17 protein-coding genes are annotated in these 16516 nt (G+C 63.9%); 6 read left to right on the top strand and 11 right to left on the bottom strand.

What is annotated here, in order from left to right:
• Positions 1-10: 10 nt before the first annotated feature.
• Complete coding sequence (locus RhoBH5_RS27575) at positions 11-1276, bottom strand: sensor histidine kinase (protein ID WP_064444249.1); 1266 nt, start codon at positions 1274-1276, stop codon at positions 11-13.
• A 126-nt stretch (positions 1277-1402) separates the two neighbouring features.
• Between RhoBH5_RS27575 and RhoBH5_RS27570 the strand changes: the two genes are divergently transcribed.
• Positions 1403-1639: a hypothetical protein gene (locus tag RhoBH5_RS27570; RefSeq protein WP_207624637.1), complete on the top strand. Its 237-nt coding sequence runs from the start codon at positions 1403-1405 to the stop codon at positions 1637-1639.
• Positions 1640-1642: 3 nt separating this feature from the next.
• Here the strand turns inward: RhoBH5_RS27570 and RhoBH5_RS27565 are convergent, their stop codons facing one another.
• The 6 genes from RhoBH5_RS27565 to RhoBH5_RS27540 form a co-directional block, all read right to left on the bottom strand.
• Entirely contained in the window at positions 1643-2812 is a 1170-nt protein-coding gene (locus RhoBH5_RS27565; protein WP_003945069.1) for an ABC transporter ATP-binding protein, read from the bottom strand.
• Positions 2813-2816: 4 nt separating this feature from the next.
• Positions 2817-3647, bottom strand: coding sequence for a carbohydrate ABC transporter permease (locus tag RhoBH5_RS27560; RefSeq protein WP_003945075.1), 831 nt, complete (start codon positions 3645-3647; stop codon positions 2817-2819).
• 1 nt (position 3648) lies between these two features.
• Positions 3649-4530, bottom strand: a complete 882-nt coding sequence (locus RhoBH5_RS27555) for a carbohydrate ABC transporter permease (RefSeq protein WP_044480569.1) — start codon at positions 4528-4530, stop codon at positions 3649-3651.
• 80 nt (positions 4531-4610) lie between these two features.
• Positions 4611-5948 (bottom strand): ABC transporter substrate-binding protein, encoded by a 1338-nt coding sequence (locus RhoBH5_RS27550; protein WP_030536939.1) that lies wholly within the window; start codon positions 5946-5948, stop codon positions 4611-4613.
• 251 nt (positions 5949-6199) lie between these two features.
• Entirely contained in the window at positions 6200-6694 is a 495-nt protein-coding gene (locus RhoBH5_RS27545) for a general stress protein (RefSeq protein ID WP_003945065.1), read from the bottom strand.
• 107 nt (positions 6695-6801) lie between these two features.
• Entirely contained in the window at positions 6802-7764 is a 963-nt protein-coding gene (locus RhoBH5_RS27540) for an HpcH/HpaI aldolase/citrate lyase family protein (RefSeq protein WP_054826602.1), read from the bottom strand.
• Positions 7765-7836: 72 nt separating this feature from the next.
• On the opposite strand from RhoBH5_RS27540, the gene RhoBH5_RS27535 reads away from it, so the two are divergent.
• The 5 genes from RhoBH5_RS27535 to RhoBH5_RS27515 all read left to right on the top strand — a co-directional run bounded on the left by RhoBH5_RS27535 (position 7837) and on the right by RhoBH5_RS27515 (position 13377).
• The gene (locus RhoBH5_RS27535; RefSeq protein ID WP_003945077.1) at positions 7837-9123 is read left to right on the top strand and encodes a magnesium transporter MgtE N-terminal domain-containing protein; all 1287 of its coding nucleotides are present in this window, start codon (positions 7837-7839) and stop codon (positions 9121-9123) included.
• A complete protein-coding gene (locus RhoBH5_RS27530; RefSeq protein ID WP_003945067.1) occupies positions 9120-9662 on the top strand; it encodes a DUF1003 domain-containing protein in 543 nt (180 codons plus the stop codon). Before RhoBH5_RS27535 ends, RhoBH5_RS27530 begins: the two co-directional genes overlap by 4 nt.
• A gap of 75 nt (positions 9663-9737) precedes the next feature.
• Positions 9738-11207, top strand: coding sequence for a lytic transglycosylase domain-containing protein (locus RhoBH5_RS27525; RefSeq protein ID WP_223304678.1), 1470 nt, complete (start codon positions 9738-9740; stop codon positions 11205-11207).
• 145 nt (positions 11208-11352) lie between these two features.
• Positions 11353-12216 (top strand): lytic transglycosylase domain-containing protein, encoded by an 864-nt coding sequence (locus RhoBH5_RS27520; RefSeq protein WP_003945171.1) that lies wholly within the window; start codon positions 11353-11355, stop codon positions 12214-12216.
• A 24-nt stretch (positions 12217-12240) separates the two neighbouring features.
• The gene (locus RhoBH5_RS27515; RefSeq protein ID WP_003945178.1) at positions 12241-13377 is read left to right on the top strand and encodes an Mrp/NBP35 family ATP-binding protein; all 1137 of its coding nucleotides are present in this window, start codon (positions 12241-12243) and stop codon (positions 13375-13377) included.
• A 64-nt stretch (positions 13378-13441) separates the two neighbouring features.
• Here RhoBH5_RS27515 and tatB read toward each other — a convergent pair whose 3' ends face one another.
• The 4 genes from tatB to sigE all read right to left on the bottom strand — a co-directional run bounded on the left by tatB (position 13442) and on the right by sigE (position 16471).
• Complete coding sequence (gene tatB, locus RhoBH5_RS27510; RefSeq protein WP_003945177.1) at positions 13442-13834, bottom strand: Sec-independent protein translocase protein TatB; 393 nt, start codon at positions 13832-13834, stop codon at positions 13442-13444.
• 74 nt (positions 13835-13908) lie between these two features.
• Entirely contained in the window at positions 13909-15432 is a 1524-nt protein-coding gene (locus tag RhoBH5_RS27505) for a trypsin-like peptidase domain-containing protein (RefSeq protein WP_370852746.1), read from the bottom strand.
• A gap of 30 nt (positions 15433-15462) precedes the next feature.
• Entirely contained in the window at positions 15463-15822 is a 360-nt protein-coding gene (locus RhoBH5_RS27500; protein WP_003945180.1) for a hypothetical protein, read from the bottom strand.
• Positions 15823-15874: 52 nt separating this feature from the next.
• Positions 15875-16471, bottom strand: a complete 597-nt coding sequence (gene sigE / locus RhoBH5_RS27495; protein ID WP_029255812.1) for an RNA polymerase sigma factor SigE — start codon at positions 16469-16471, stop codon at positions 15875-15877.
• Between the last annotated feature and the right edge of the window lie 45 nt (positions 16472-16516).

The following is a 16516-nucleotide window of genomic DNA, read 5'->3' as shown; positions in this document are numbered from 1 at the left end:
CGACAACTCCTCAACGATCGTGGTCAGTGGCGGTGACGATCTCGAACGGTATCTCGACTCGCGCGAGGGTTCCGGACTCTTCACCCGGTCCGACCGAGAACGAGCCACCCGCGGCAACAACCCGCAGTTCGTGCGAGAGCAGTCCGATGTGCCCGGCAGCCCGTCGTTCGGCAATCCGATCGGCGCTGATCCCCCGACCGTCGTCCGAGACCACGAGCACCGCACGGTGGTCCAGTCGTGCAAGCTCGATCCGGACGTTCTGCGCGCCGGCATGTTTGACGACGTTGCCCAGAAGCTCTCGGGTGGCGCCGAACAAGACTTCGTCCGCGGACGTGCGCAGATCGTCGTTCCAGCCCGAAGTGTCGACGTCGACCACCACTCCGCCGCGTCCCTGCGCCGATCGCGCGAGGTCCCCGATTGCGCGGGCAAGACCCACGTGAACAAGGACAGTGGGATGCAACTCCGAGACGGAGGATCTCAACAGCGTTGTCGCTTCACCGAGCGCTTTCGCGGCTCGCGCCAGGGCGACAGGCTCCGCGCTGTCTGCCAATTCGTCGAGATCCATCCGCGCCGCGAGGACGTACTGCAGCGCCCCGTCGTGTAATTGCTCCGACAGTTCCGTGCGCTCACGCTGCTCGAGCCCCATGAGCTCGGCAAGAAGGCTCGTGCGATGCCCGACGAGTTGTCCGATGGTCAACACGCGTGATCTTTGAATCCGAGTCAATCCGATTGCGCCCGCGCCCACTCCGGCCAAGGCCATGGTGCTCAGCAGGATCGACGGCCACGGCTCGGAGTTCGAAGTCATCGTTGCCCAACTGGAAACGAAGAACACCCCGATCGTGCAGGCAACGACGCCGACACACACGTCCGTCCGCAGTTGCGTACACGCAAGAACCGGAATGACGAAGAGCCCGTTGCTCAAGATGTCGGCGGTCCAACTCTGCTCGGCTGCGAGACCGGTCAGCAATGTCAGAGTTGCGAGCACGGCGAGGTCGACGAACAAGCCGAGCCAGATCATCGTCACCGGGCCGGTGCCGCCTTTGCGGATCCACAGCGCCACGGCTGCCGACCAGAGGGCATAGGCGCCCAGAATCGCGAAACACCATCCCGCGTCGTTCATCGGCGGGACGAAGATCAGTGTCAGGGCGATGAACAGCACCAGAGCGCCACGCACCGTCAGTTGGAGGTACGCACCGCGGTAGGCGTGTTCGCGCATGATCCGCTCGAGGTCCGGGCCACCGGGCAGGTGCTCGGTTCGTACCGAGGATTCGTTCATCTGTCCTCCTGTGCCGCCCATCCCAGTTCCCTGTGAATGAGCTTCGCGCACGAGATTTCACAATCAACCCGCAATACCGTGAATGGCACAGCATTCACCGAACCTCGAAACCACGCAGGAGTGCTCATGATCTCGACCCGAGCAAGCAAGCGCCGCATCGCCACTCGATTTGCCGTCGCCGGCGCCCTGGCAGCGGCGCCGATCGCCGTGGTGGCCGGGACAGCGCAAGCCACCCCGGCCTCCACCCATCACGAACAATTCGGCCGCCTGGTCCCCCTACCCGAACCGGCCGACGCAGCGCCCGGCCCCGAACAGGTACCGCTCCCCTGGGGCGCGACGTATTCGGTCACCTTGCCCGGGTAAAGGTCACAGCAGCAGATTGGCTCCCGTACCGCCGTCGAACACCGCGATCTTGGCGGGATCGAACCACAGATCGACAGACCTGCCCTGGGCCACCGTGGACTCGGACGAGAGCCTGGCAACCAGTTGACCGCCACCAGCGACGGCCGTTCCCGAATCGGCGGCGAGTTCCTCGAGTTCACGAGAGTTGACGGCGGGGCCACCAGCGAGGAAATACGCGTACTTGTCCGAACCCATCGATTCCAGCACGTCGACGTCGACGGTGAACGTCCCACCGTGCGGCTTCTGCGCTGCATCGACCAGCGCCACGTCCTCGAAATGTTCCGGCCTGATACCGACCACGACGTCCTTGCCCGAGCCGCTGCCCGAGATCTTCGACTGCGCCGCCGCGGGCAGGCGAACATCGCCGATCGGCGTGCTCACACCGTCGGCCGTCAACTGTCCGGGGAAGAAGTTCATGGACGGGGACCCGATGAACCCCGCCACGAACAGATTGTTCGGACGATCGTAGAGTTCCTGCGGCGCACCGATCTGTTGCACGATTCCGCCGCGCAGCACGACTACCCGATCGCCGAGCGTCATCGCCTCGGTCTGGTCGTGGGTCACGTAAATCGTTGTCGTACCGAGCCGCTGCTGCAGACGGGCGATCTCCGTCCTCATCTGCACGCGCAGTTTGGCGTCCAGGTTGGATAGCGGCTCGTCCATGAGAAACGCCTTCGGGCTGCGCACGATTGCGCGTCCCATCGCCACACGCTGACGCTGACCGCCCGACAGGTTCGCCGGTTTGCGATCGAGATGCTGGGTGAGGTCGAGGACCCGCGCCGCGTCGTCGACCTTGGCGTTGATCTCGTCCTTGGACATCTTCGCCAAGGTCAACGGGAACGCGATGTTCTGGCGCACCGTCATGTGCGGATACAGCGCATACGACTGGAAGACCATCGCGATGTCGCGGTCCTTGGGGGCGCGTTCGTTGACGCGTTCACCCGCGATCCGCAACTCACCGGTCGAAATGTCTTCCAGCCCGGCAATCATGTTGAGAGTCGTGGATTTTCCACAACCGGACGGGCCCACGAGAATGATGAATTCTCCGTCGGCGATGGTGATGTCGACATCACTGACCGCCTTGGCTCCGTCCGGGTACAGCTTGGTCACCTTGTCCAGCACGATCTCGGCCACAGGCTTATCCCTTCACTGCGCCGGAAGTAAGCCCGGCCACGATACGACGTTGGAAGAACAGAACAAAGATGATGATCGGAATGGTGATGACCATGGCGGCCGCGGCGATCGACCCGGTGGGCTCCTCGAATTGTGAAGCGCCGGTGAAGTTTGCGATGGCCGCAGGGGCGGTGATGGAGCGTTCGGTCGACGTCAGCGAGATCGCGAACAACAGATCGTTCCAGCAGAAGATGAACACCAGAATGCCCGCCGTGACGATGCCGGGCGCGGCGAGCGGAGCTACCACCTTCCGGAACGCCTGCCCCGGCGTCGCGCCGTCCATCTGCGCCGCCTTCTCGAGTTCCCAAGGAATCTCTTTGAAGAATGCCGAGAGCGTGTAGATCGCCAACGGCAACGCAAAGGTGATGTACGGCAGGATGAGTCCGGCCCAGGTGTCGAAGAGTCCGAGCCGTCGTTCGATGTCGAACAGCGGGCTCACCAATGAAATCTGCGGGAACATCGCGATCAGCAGGGCAACAGCCACCAGCAGCTTCTTGCCCGGAAAATCCAGGCGCGCAATCGCGTAAGCAGCCATGGTTCCGATCACCACGGCGATGACCGTCGAGATGAGTCCGATGCCGATGGAGTTGATCAGAGCACTGGTGAAGGCGCTGGTGTCGAAGATTCCTCGGTAGTTGTCCAGGGTCCACTTCTCCGGAATGAACTTGCCGTCCTTGATGGTTCCGGCGGGCTTGAAGGACAGGCTCGCAATCCACAGGACGGGAACCAACGCGTACAGCAAGACCAGAAGGTTGACGACGGACCAGCTGATCTTGAGTCTGGGAGTCACGGTCATGTCAGCGTCCTTCCGTATCGGATCCGGGAGCCGAAGCACCGAAAAGTTTGATGAAGATGAACGCGATCACGGCCACGCACACGAAGATCAACACGCTGATCGCGGATCCGATGCCCAAGTTGAATGCCTTGAACAGATTGTCGTAACCCAGAATCGACACCGACCCGGTGTCGTTCGCTCCCTTCGTGAGCACGTAGATGTTGTCGAAGATGCGGAATGCGTCGAGTGTGCGGAACAGCAGAGCGACGAGGATGGCGGGCTTCATCAGCGGAAGGATGATGCGTACCAACCGGGTCCACGCGCCGGCGCCGTCCACCTGAGCCGCCTTGAGAAGGTCATCGGGCACGAGCGCCAAGCCGGCGAGCAGGAGCAGCGCCATGAACGGCGTCGTCTTCCAGACCTCGGCAAGGACGATGATCGCGAGCGACGGGATCTGGTCGGTGAGCGGCGCACTGCCGTCGGGCAGGAGATTGGCGAGGTAGCCGGTCCCCGGCGTCCACGCGTAGTACCAGCTGTATGCCGCCGCGACGGTGACGATGCCGTACGGGATGAGCACAACGGTGCGGACGAGCCCCTTACCCACGATCGTTCGGTGCATCACCAGTGCGATGGTCAGTCCGAGAACGAACTCGATGACGACCGAGACAACCGTGATCGACGTCGTCACCGCGAACGCTTGCCACCAGTAACCGTCGGTCAGCACCGACACGTAGTTGTCGAACCACACGAACTTTCGTTGATCCGGGAAGCGCAGGTCGTAGCGCTGCAAACTCAGCCAAACGGCGTAGACCACCGGATACGCGGTCACCGCGATCATGAGAATCGCGGCCGGGGCCACCAGCCAGAGACCGAGTCGACGCTCAGCCGCCTTTCCGTCGGACATCTTCGACTTCGCGGAGTGCTTCGGCTCCGGCGATGGCGTCGCGACTGTTGGTGCAGCTCCCGAATTTTCGCTGTCGATCGTCACGGAATCAGCCCCTCGGAATTGACTGCCTTGCGTACCTGCTCGGCAAGATCGTTCACGGTCGATTCCGGATCGATGTTTCCCACAGGGTTCAGCGTGGCAGTGATGAGCGTCGAAATACTCTGATAGGCAGGAGAAACCGGCCGAACCGAAGCGGTGTCCAGGCTGTCGCGAACCTCACGCCACGCCGGGTACGCCTCCTGGAACGCCGGGTCGTCGTACAGGCTCTCGAGAGTCGGCGGAACGCCACCGGCTACCGCGTTGTTGCGCTGATTCTCCTCGTTACGCAGACAGGTCAGCGCATCGAAAGCGAGGTCCGGATGCTGGCTGGTCTTGGCCACCGCCACGTTGAAGCCGCCGATCGTGACCTCGGCCGGCTTACCCTCGATCACCGAGGGATACGGAGCGGCAAGGAAATTCCGTTCTCCGTTCACCGTGAGCACCGTGTTTCCGGTGTTCTCACTGGTGACGTTGCCCTTGTCGTCGATGTACGGCAGATCGCCCTTCTCGGCGTTCTCCATGATGCCGGGCAGCACGAACGGCCAGTTGACCTGGAAGGCAGATTTGCCGCTCTCCATACCCAGTCGCGACGACGCTTCATCCCCCTGCGAGATCGAGGGATCCGCACCCTTGGCGGTAGCGACGCGCTTCATGACGGTCAGCGCCTGCTGGGCAGCATCACCGTCGGCCACCGTCACGGTTGTTCCGTCCGGCCCCACCACCGATCCGCCGGCACTGGCGAGAAGGGTGTTGAACCAGACCATCAATCCTTCGTACTGCTTGCCCTGCACACCGATCCAGCTGGGGCGCCCCTCCGCGGCCAGGCCTTCGGAGATGTCGATCATCTGATCCCAGGTCTGGGGTGGTTGCCCGTCCGGCATCAAATCCTTTCGATACCAGAGCAATTGGGTGTTGGTGTTCAATGGCGCCGCATAGAGTTGGTCCTGCCACTTCGCCGACTCCAGCGGACCCTCGAGCGTCCCGTTGCTGACCTCGGCCGCCACGTCGTCAGGAAGCGGCAATGCCCATCCCGCTTCGGCGAATTCGGCAGTCCACACCACGTCGAGCGTCATCAGATCGAGTGACTTGTCGTTGCCGGTCAGACGCCGGGCCAACTGAAGTCGCTGGTCGTCGGCACCCTTGGGCAGAGTTTTCTGCTCGACCCGGTACGCGCCGTTCGACGCCGCCGAACAATTGGCGGCGGCCTCCGCATACTGCTCGGCGCCGTCGGCAGCGGTGTAGAAGGACAGCACCACGCCGTCGTCATTGTCCGATCCGCACGCACTGAGCAAGGGCGCCAACAACAATGTTGCCGCGCCGAGCAGCCCCGCCCGCAATTTCTTCTTCTGTCCCGCCCGCGATCTCTCGTTCTGCCCCGCCCGCGATCTCTTGTTCTGCACAGCCGTCCTCCTCGGGCGGCGAGACGGCGCAGTCGTTACGGCTGGCCGACGCACCACACATCGGCACTTTTGCCGGAGAAGGGACCTATTTCCTTGTCCGGCAAACGGTCACGGGAAGCGAGTACTACCTCGCCCGCGTGTACATAAAGTAACCGAGATCACACAAGTTGGCAGCCCGAGCGAGAATGTCAGATGGCGAGCTTGGCGAGCAGGTCGCGCGCCGACTCCGCCGTCTTGGGCTCACACAGTACGTCGTAACGTCCGGCGACCAACTGCATCGTCGAGGCGAAGTCCCGCTGCCCACGCGTCGCGGCGTACGGAATCGTCGTGGAGATGACACCGAAGATGATGCCGCCCACGATGCCCGCGATCAGCGGAGCGAGGAAACCACCGGTGACGATTCCGAGCACCAGGCCGAAGAAGACACCGAGCCAAGCACCGGAGACGATGCCGCCACCGATCACCTTGGCCCACGTCAACCGACCGAGAACTCGCTCGACCTGCATCAGGTTCACGCCGACGATCGTGACGTCCTGAACCGGGAATTCCTGATCGGAGAGGTAATCGACTGCGCGCTGCGCCTCGGCGTAGGTGGGGTACGACCCGATGGGCCATCCCGAAGGCGGTGTCGGCAACGCTCCACGGCGCGACCCATTCGACGATTGACCGAGCGGATTGGACATGGCTGGCTGCGCTCCTCTTTTCGGGCACGTCATCCACGCGGATGACGCAAGTACATCTACCCCCTATTGTGCCCTTTACAGACCTGATTCGTTCGGCTATGCGAGCGTCAGGCGTGTTCGGGCGGCGTGAATTCCGACGTGCGCGCCATCCCCGCGGCGCGACCCTTGGCCGAAATCACCAGTGCCATCTTGCGACTCGCCTCGTCGATCATCTCGTCGCCGAGCATGACCGCGCCCCGCCCTCCCCCGGCAGCCGAGGTGTGGAACGCGTACGCGTCCAAGATGAGTTCCGCACGGTCGTAATCGGATTGGCGCGGACTGAACACCTCGTTGGCCGCCTCGATCTGCGTGGGGTGCAGAACCCACTTGCCGTCGAAACCGAGCGCTGCCGTTCGCGCAGCCGACCGAGTGAAAGCCTCGACGTCGCGGATCTGCAGGTACGGCCCGTCGATGGCCTGGACGCCGTGCGCCCGCGCGGCCATCAAGATGGTCATCAGGATGTGGTGATACGCGTCACCGCGGTCGTAGCCGTCCGGTTGCTCACCGACGACCAGAGTTCGCATGTTCAAGCTCGCCATGAAGTCGGCCGGGCCGAACACGAGCGCCTCGACGCGGGGACTCGCGGTGGCGATCGCGTCGATGTTGGTCAAGCCGATCGCGTTCTCGATCTGCGGTTCGATCCCGATCTTGCCGACCTCGAGACCGTTGGCCTTCTCGACCTGCGTCAACAACAAATCGAGCGCCTGGACGTGACTCGCATCGGGAACCTTGGGCAGCAGAATGGCGTCCAGATGCGCTCCGGCGCGGCCCACCACCTCCACGACGTCGGCATACGTCCATTCGGTGGTCCAGTCGTTGACCCGGACGACCTTGACCTGTTTGCCCCACCCGTCCTCGGCCAACGCGTCGCCGATCGACTCCCTGGCCGCCTGCTTCGCCAGCGGCGCCACCGCATCTTCGAGGTCGAGAAAGATCTCGTCGGCGGGCAATCCCTTCGCCTTGTCGATCATCTTCCGACTGCTGCCGGGAACTGCCAATACCGATCGACGGGAACGGTTGCGTGAAGTCATTGCGGACTGCCCTTCTCGATTTTCGGTGGCGCCGTTGCAGATTTTGACGCTGGACGAATTAGCCTTGCAATCATGGCAGCAGCAGGCAAGGTATTTGCAGCCAGGCTTGCCGGCCTGGTTGTACTCGGCCCGGACGGCGAATCGATCGGTCGTGTGCGCGACGTCGTCATCACGGTCCGCATCGGACGCCAGCAACCCCGCGTTCTCGGTCTGGTGATCGAAATGTTCACGCGCAAACGTATTTTCGTTCCGATGTTGCGTGTGACAGCAATCGAACCGAGTGCAGTCACCCTCACCACCGGCAACGTCAGTCTGCGGCGCTTCAACCAGCGCCCGGGCGAAGTGCTCGCTCTGGCGCAGGTACTCGATTCCCATGTGCGCGTGGACGACCCGGAACTCGAGGAGCTTCACGGCGTCGACACGATAGTCGTCGATCTCGGAATCGAATCGACGCGGACGCGAGACTGGGTGGTCTCCAAGGTCGCGGTTCGCGGCCATCGCGGACGCCTCGGTCGACGCGCGGCGATACACATCGTCGACTGGCAGCACGTCGCCGGCCTCACCCAGAGCGATCTCTCACTCCCCGGCCAGGGCGTAGCTCACCTGCTTCTCCAGTACGAAGGCATGCGACCCGCCGATGTGGCCAACGCCATGCGCGAACTGCCGGAGAAGCGCCGCCACGAACTGGCCGTGGCGCTCGACGACGAACGCCTCGCCGACGTCGTGCAGGAACTGCCGGCGGACGACCAGACCGATCTGCTGATGCACCTGGAAGTCGAACGCGCCGCCGATCTACTCGAAGCGATGGATCCCGACGACGCCGCCGACCTGTTGGGCGAGCTGCCCGAAACCGAGGCCGAGTCACTGCTTCAGTTGATGGACCCGCAGGATTCCGAACCTGTTCGACGCCTGCTCGAGCATTCCCCGGACACTGCCGGTGGTCTGATGACGCCCGAACCGGTGGTACTGACGGCCTCGACGACGGTCGCGGAGGCCCTTGCCCGCGCCCGCAACTACGACGTGACCCCGGCGCTGTCGAGCATGGTCTTCGTCGTACGTCCGCCGACGGCGACTCCGACCGGGCGGTATCTCGGCTGCGTCCACTTGCAGAAGCTTCTCCGCGAGCCTCCCGCCAGCCTGGTAGGCGGACTACTCGACACCGACATGCCCCGGTTGGCCCCGGACGACTCGTTGGCGTCGGTCACCCGATATTTCGCGACGTACAACTTGGTATGCGGGCCGGTCGTGGACGACGAGAACCACCTGATCGGGGCCGTGACGGTCGACGACGTGCTCGATCACCTCCTGCCGGAAGACTGGCGTGAGGATTACTCCGACGACGAGGAACTACTCCGATGAGCGAACGGGCGTCGAGCACGACCGCACGGCAACGACTGGAAACGCCTCGCGGAAGCCGCCGGTTCAATCTCGATTTCGACGTCGAAGCTGTCGGGCGCGTCAGTGAACGCATCGCCCGCTTCCTCGGCACCGGGCGTTATCTCGCAATCCAGACGATCATCGTGATCGTCTGGATCCTGATCAACGTGTTCGCGGTGGCCCTGCAGTGGGACCCGTACCCGTTCATCCTGCTCAACCTGGCCTTCTCCACCCAGGCCGCCTACGCGGCGCCGCTGATCCTGCTGGCCCAGAACCGTCAGGAGAACCGCGACCGGGTCTCGCTCGAGGAGGACCGCTCACGCGCCGAGCAAACCAAGGCGGATACCGAATTCCTCGCCCGAGAACTCGCAGCTCTGCGTATCGCCGTCGGCGAGGTTGCCACCCGCGACTACCTGCGACGGGAGCTCGAGGAGATCAAGTCGATCCTTGCTGCCGACGGCGAACCGACCCCGAAGAAGAAGCACCGTGACTCGAATACTGCGAAACAAAGTCACAACTAGCTGAGCGTTCGCTGAGTTTTGCTGCACGCACCGTGACCGATATGTAACATAAGTCACAGCAATATGGATATCACGGTGGGTACTCCGGAGCGGGAGCGCCAGCAAAGGGGAATCGTGCGAGTACGCGGAATGATTGCAGCATCCACACTGGTGGGGGGACTGCTCGTCGTCACAGGTCCAGCGGCCCTCACTGCCGGAAGCGCACCGACCGGAGGGTCACAGGTTCCGATCGCACTGGCGGGCTCCGCCTCGATTGCGCAGCCGGACTCTGTCGACTTCCTCCCGACGCCCCGCACGGTCCGAACGCAAAGATCGGCCCCGCCCAGCGATACGGTCGCCGGCGCCCCGGCAGCGCCCAACGCTGCGGCCGTCGTCCTCACCTCTCTGGGCATCCCCGAGATCGTCCTGAACGCGTACCGCTCCGCGGAGCTGGTGATGATGACCGAGGCACCGGGATGCGGAATCCCCTGGCATCTTCTGGCCGGCATCGGACGCATCGAATCCGGTCACGCCAACGGCGGCAAGACGACCTCGGTGGGTACGACGGTCACCCCGATCCTCGGCCCCGTCCTCGACGGACGGCTGGCAGGCAACGAAGTCATTCGGGACACCGACAAGGGCGCAATCGACGGCGACCCCACTCACGACCGCGCCGTCGGGCCGATGCAGTTCATTCCGGCCACCTGGGCCGGATATGCCAGCGACGGCAACGGGGACGGAATCAAGGACCCCAACAACGTCTTCGATGCGGCACTCTCGGCAGCGAAGTACCTCTGCAGCGGCGGACTCAACCTGCGCGATGTCGCCCAGGAGACCAAAGCTGTTCTGCGATACAACAACTCGGCCGCTTACGCAGCAAACGTGATCATGTGGTCGACGGCATACAAGAACGGTGTCATTCCTTCCGGTCAGCTGCCGTACACCTCGGGCATCAACACCGGAAGCTCCGCGATCAACGCCGCCGCCTCGGCAGACTCCGCCGCTTCGGCCGTACTCGCCGCGGCTGCGGCTACCGATCCGGCGGCCGGCGACAAGGAATCAGCGTCGACGACGCCGACCCCGACCACCACTCCCCTCTTCCCGGGTCTGCCGGACATGCCTGCACTCTCACCCGAGATCCAGGCACTGATCCCGCCGGGCGTCATGCCGACCAGCCCCGCTCCGGGACCCAACGCCGCCCGGAACGCAGCTCCCGGTCCGATCATCCCGCTCCCCGTCCTCACCTCACGGGGTCTCGTGTGGCCGATTCTGACGGCCGAGGGATGGCGCTGGCCCGACGACATGTGTGTGATCCTTCCGGACCCCGCAGCCCTCGACGCCTTGCAGGACGGCATCCTTCTGCCGTGCACGATCCCGGGCATGGCAGTGGCCGCCACGGCACCCGCCACCACCGACGCGGCTCCCGCGGAATCCTCTCCACCCGCCGCCCCCTCTCCGGAGCCCGCACCGGCACCGGCACCCGCACCCGCACCGGAGCCCGCTCCGGCCCCGGCTCCGGCATTCGTGCCGTTCTTCCCAGGCCTGCCCGGCATGCCCGCTCTGTAACCGAAAAATCACGAAAGAACAGTGCATATGCCCCAAACTGCCCTTCTAGATCACGGTTGAATAACGGAAACGCAACAAATCAGGTAGCCTCGACTCCGTCAGTTGAACGGAAAACCTCCTCGCGGAGGTTCAGGAGGCATAAACAGTGGGTCGGCACAGCAAGAAGACAGATTCGCACATCCGTCGAAATTCGGTCATCGCGCTCACCGGACTCATCCCTATCGGACTCGTCACCGCAGCCAACACGGCCGGCGCCGCTCCCAAGGTCCCGTTCTTCAACACCAGCTCCGCCGAAACGGTGGACACCGCCGCACAAGCCACGCAGGAGCCGCAGGCGCAGATTCTGCCCGCCGTCGAAGCAATCGCCGAGCCGGCTCCCGCCCCCGCGCCGGAACCCGCGCCGCTGGCTCCCGTGCAGGCCACTCCCCCGCTCCCCGCGTCCATGGCCGAGGGAGCACTCGGAATCCCGAGCGTGAGCGTCGCCGCCTACCAGAACGCCGAGCGGATCCTCGCCGTCGAGAAGCCCAACTGCAACATGCACTGGACGCTCCTCGCCGGTATCGGCCGCGTCGAATCCGGCCACGCCAACGACGGCAAGGACGCCGACGCGAACGGCAACCTCTACAAGCCCGTGATCGGCCTGCCACTCAACGGCAGCCTCCCCGGCCAGGCCGTCATCATGGACACCGACGGCGGCGCCCTCGACGGCGACACCGTCTACGACCGCGCAGTCGGCCCGATGCAGTTCATCCCGTCCACGTGGAACCAATACGCCGGTGACGGCAACGGTGACGGAATCGCCGACCCCCAGAACCTTTTCGACTCCGCACTGACCACCGGCAAGTACCTGTGCGACGGCGGACTCAACATGCAGGACGTCACCCAGGTTGCCTCCGCGATCCACCGCTACAACAACTCGGCCGCCTACGTCGCCAACGTTCTGGCCTGGTCGCTCGGGTACTCCACCGGCATCGTGCCCGCCGCATCGGACCTGCCGCGCATCCACTGACCTACCTGGACTTACCATGGAGTCATGTCTGTACTGACCGAGTCCGACGTTCGCTCCGCGCTCGCGCGAGTTCTGGACCCAGAGATCCGCAAACCCATCACCGAACTGGGGATGGTCAAGGGGATCTCCCTCTCCAGTGACAACAGCGTCGACATCGGCATCTATCTCACGACCGCCGGCTGCCCGATGCGCACCGAGATCACCGAACGCGTCACCAAGGCCGTCGCCGATGTCGCCGGGGTCGGTGCGATTCGCGTCGAACTCGACGTCATGGACGACGCTCAGCGAACCGAGCTCCGCAAGTCGCTTCGCGGCGATTCCGCCGAGCCCGTCATCCCGTTCGCCCAGCCAGGTTCACTCACCCGCGTCTACGCCGTGGCCTCCGGCAAGGGTGGCGTCGGAAAGTCCAGCGTGACAGTCAATCTCGCGGCAGCAATGGCCGCGCGCGGACTGTCCGTGGGTGTACTCGACGCGGATATCTACGGCCACTCGATCCCCCGCATGCTCGGCACTGACGCCAAGCCGACTCAGGTCGAGCGCATGATCATGCCGCCCGTCGCCCACGACGTGAAGATGATCTCCATCGCGCAGTTCACCCAGGGCAACACACCTGTCGTCTGGCGCGGACCGATGCTGCACCGCGCGCTCCAGCAGTTCCTCGCCGACGTGTTCTGGGGCGATCTGGACGTGCTGCTGCTCGATCTGCCGCCCGGCACCGGTGACATCGCCATCTCGGTGGCTCAGCTCATCCCGAGCGCCGAGATCCTGGTCGTCACCACACCGCAGCAGGCTGCTGCAGAGGTCGCCGAGCGCGCGGGCGCGATCGCCCTGCAGACCCGCCAGCGCGTCGCCGGCGTCGTCGAGAACATGTCGTGGCTCGAACTTCCCGACGGCACCCGTATGGACGTCTTCGGCGAAGGCGGCGGGCAGACCGTCTCCGATCGCCTCACGAAGGCCGTCGGCGCCAAGGTTCCGCTTCTCGGACAGATCCCGCTGGATCCGTCCGTCCGCGAGGCAGGCGACGCCGGGACGCCGATCGTCCTCAGCGCTCCCGATTCACCCGCAGCCATCGCACTCAAGGACATCGCCGACAAGTTGGCCGTCCGTCAGCGCGGGCTGGCCGGAATGTCGCTCGGTATCAACACGGTTCGCAACCTGTAGAACCCCCTCATACGGAAGGGCGCCTGTCACCGATCGGTGACAGGCGCCCTTGCGTATGTCGAATCTAGGTGGCGTCGAAGTCCACAGGAGGACGTTCGCCGGCGGTGAGTGGCTTGTCCTTCGACAGCGTCTTCGGCTCCTGCACTCCGCTCTGCGGCTTCTTGTCGAAGTTGCCCGTGAAGATGGAGTCGTCGCCGTCGAGGAGGTGCTGGGTGATCACAGCGCGCGGCGTCATTCCGCGCAGCTTGTTCAGATCTGCGAGCGGTTTACGCAGATCCTCGAAATCGGTGCCCAGTTCTTCCTTGAGCTGATTGGAAGCGCCCGAAGCATATTCGCGCACCTGCCTCAGGGATTTCGTGACCCAGGAGACCGCACCAGGAAGCCGCTCAGGTCCCAAGATGACCAGAGCCGCTACGAGGAGGATCATGAACTCGCCCCAACCGATGTTGCCAAACACAGGGTCAGCCTACTGTGTGCTCGCTCGGTGCGCGCATGTCCGGATCAACCTCACAGGAAGATCGCAGGGTCCGATCAGTCCGACACCGGCGTGACCGAAATGTCGACCTGCCGTCCGTCGCGGATCAACTGAACGTTGACAGGCTGATCGACGGTCGTCGCGTTGACCGCAACCACCAATTCGTCGGCGCTTGTCACCGGTCGGTCACCGACCTTGACGATGACGTCACCCTCGACGATCCCCGCACGTTGAGCGGGGCTGCCGTCGCGCACGTTGGCCACCGCAGCACCACTGGTCGCGTCATTGACCGCGGTGCGGGCATTCACGCCGATGTCGGGGTGATGAACCTTGCCGTCACGGATGATGGTCTGAGCCACCTCGGTGACCGTGTCGATCGGAATCGCGAAGCCGAGCCCGACCGAACCACCGGACTCACTGAGCATTGCGGTGTTGATGCCGATGACGCGGGCTTCATCGTCGACGAGCGCACCACCGGAGTTGCCGTGATTGATCGCCGCGTCGGTCTGGACGGCGTCGATGACGGCGTTGGTGTCGGTGCCTTCACCCGACAACCGCAGAGGCCGGTTCAGTGCACTGACGATTCCGCGGGTGACGGTCTTGCTCAATCCGAGCGGTGAGCCGACGGCGACGACGTCGTCGCCCACCTGAACATCCTCGGATTTTCCGAGCTGAGCGACCGTCAGATTGTTCGCCGACACCTTGAGCACTGCGAGGTCTGTCTTGACGTCACGTCCGACGATCTGGGCGTCGGTCTTGGTTCCGTCGGAGAAGATCACCTGGATCTTCGCGTCCTGAGCGGGCGGAACGGCCGAGGAGATCACGTGGTTGTTGGTGACGATGTATCCGGCGCCGTCGATGACCACACCGGAACCCGTGCTGCCCTGGTCGCCGACGGCGACCTGAATCGACACCACTGATGGCAGTACCGCGTCGGCGACCTTCGCCACCTGAGACTCCGGCTGTTCCCCACCGCCGGATTGAACGAGCGTGACACGTGAGCTGGTGAGTGAACTGCGATCGGCAGTGATGACAGTGGCAAGCAACCCACCGACAAGAGCGATGACAAGCGCCATGCCCGCAAGCGCGGCCAGTGCCGAGGGGGCGACCTTGCGACCGAACAACAGCTCACGCACGTCGAGTTTCTGGGCGGGAGGCAACTGCACCGGCGCCTCGGACTCTGCGGGCTTGCCCAGCGAGACGGCGGATTCAGGATCACGCCACGGATCACGCGGCGGTTCTTCGTCGGGCGTGTTGTTCGCCGTCGCATCGGGATCGCGACCGATCGACTCGGTGGCGTCTGCGGGTCGACCGAACGCTTCGGCCAGAACCGGGTCCGGAGTCCCGATCACGACATCGGAGGACGGAGTCGATCGCGCGGCCACCGGAGTGAACGAGCCCTCGACTCCACTCGGCCGACCGAACACCTGGCGCGAGGCCGGATCGATCTGGGGTCGATAGACCGGACGGGGGTCGAGAACCGGCGCATCTGCCGGTCTGTCCACCGAACCGTTTGCCGAAGAATCCGAACTCACTCCGGAGTGCCCCCTTTTTCCGTCAGTCACATGGTCCAGTATCACTGATCCGCGCCGGGAAGCTGGCGCGCGGCGTCATTTGCGCCAGCGACGGGACAACCTCTTGCTGATGGTGGAGAAGCCGGCGGGTTGATTACCGACGGAACTGTCGGCGTTTTCCGAATTCGGCCCGGTAGTCGGACTGTTGCACGAAGGAATCTGGCTGAGAAGTCCCACCAGGGACAACGGCATCGTCATCTCGCCGCTTCGACGCAGCGCACCACGTGCCTGCTGCTGAGCATCGACGGCCGCAGCGCACTCGGCACAGATCGAGATGTGATGCGAGGCCCGCAAGTAGGCCTGCATTCGGAGTTCTCCGTCGACGTAGGCAGCGATTGCCTCGCTGGCCAGATGTTCGGTCGAACCGAACTGGCGATGTGCCCGCGCCTCCGTCATTCGTCCCTCCAGGTGATTGACCACGTCCCGCTCTGTAGCTCGAACCCGACCGTCAGAAACCGACGAGTTCGGATTCGGCTGCGCGCTGCGCTGCCAGATGATCACGAATCGCCTGTCGCCCACGATGGATACGGCTACGAACCGTTCCGAGCTTCACTCCCAGTGTGGCACCGATTTCCTCGTACGACAGACCTTCGATGTCACAGAGCACGACAGCGGCACGAAATTCAGGTGCGAGCGAGTCCAGTGCGGCTTGCAGACCTGCGTCGAGGCGCGCGTCGTGGTAGATCTGCTCGGGGTCGGGACCGGGCGAGGGAACGCGGTCGTAGTCCTCGGGCAGCGCTTCCATACGGATGCGATTGCGTCGGCGAACCATGTCGAGGAACAGGTTTGTGGTGATGCGGTGCAACCAGCCCTCGAAAGTTCCGGGCTGATAATCGGAGAGCGAGCGGAACACCCGGATGAAGGTGTCCTGCGTCAAGTCCTCGGCATCCTGGGCATCGCCTGACAACCGGTAGGCCAGGCGGTACACCCGGTCACCGTGCTGACGCACGAGTTCGTCCCAAGACGGCATGGAGGACTTCTCACCAGTTGCATCGAACACAGCAGTGCCGATCAATTCGGAATCCACAGCCGATTCCGTCGTCAAAACTTCCGACTCTCGAGGGCGAGGCTCGTCGTTGACCTGGTAAAT

Source organism: Rhodococcus sp. BH5 (genome assembly GCF_027583855.1).
Lineage (GTDB): Bacteria > Actinomycetota > Actinomycetes > Mycobacteriales > Mycobacteriaceae > Rhodococcus_F > Rhodococcus_F qingshengii.
This window is presented reverse-complemented; position numbering and strand designations above follow the sequence as displayed.

Bases quoted from the DNA above. Each gene is read 5' to 3' on its own strand.
- RhoBH5_RS27575 (WP_064444249.1), bottom strand. From the start codon at position 1,276: ATGAACGAATCCTCGGTACGAACCGAGCACCTGCCCGGTGGCCCGGAC.
- RhoBH5_RS27570 (WP_207624637.1), top strand. From the start codon at position 1,403: ATGATCTCGACCCGAGCAAGCAAGCGCCGCATCGCCACTCGATTTGCC.
- RhoBH5_RS27560 (WP_003945075.1), bottom strand. From the start codon at position 3,647: ATGACCGTGACTCCCAGACTCAAGATCAGCTGGTCCGTCGTCAACCTT.
- RhoBH5_RS27555 (WP_044480569.1), bottom strand. From the start codon at position 4,530: ATGTCCGACGGAAAGGCGGCTGAGCGTCGACTCGGTCTCTGGCTGGTG.
- RhoBH5_RS27545 (WP_003945065.1), bottom strand. From the start codon at position 6,694: ATGTCCAATCCGCTCGGTCAATCGTCGAATGGGTCGCGCCGTGGAGCG.
- RhoBH5_RS27540 (WP_054826602.1), bottom strand. From the start codon at position 7,764: ATGACTTCACGCAACCGTTCCCGTCGATCGGTATTGGCAGTTCCCGGC.
- RhoBH5_RS27535 (WP_003945077.1), top strand. From the start codon at position 7,837: ATGGCAGCAGCAGGCAAGGTATTTGCAGCCAGGCTTGCCGGCCTGGTT.
- RhoBH5_RS27530 (WP_003945067.1), top strand. From the start codon at position 9,120: ATGAGCGAACGGGCGTCGAGCACGACCGCACGGCAACGACTGGAAACG.
- RhoBH5_RS27515 (WP_003945178.1), top strand. From the start codon at position 12,241: ATGTCTGTACTGACCGAGTCCGACGTTCGCTCCGCGCTCGCGCGAGTT.
- RhoBH5_RS27500 (WP_003945180.1), bottom strand. From the start codon at position 15,822: ATGACGGAGGCGCGGGCACATCGCCAGTTCGGTTCGACCGAACATCTG.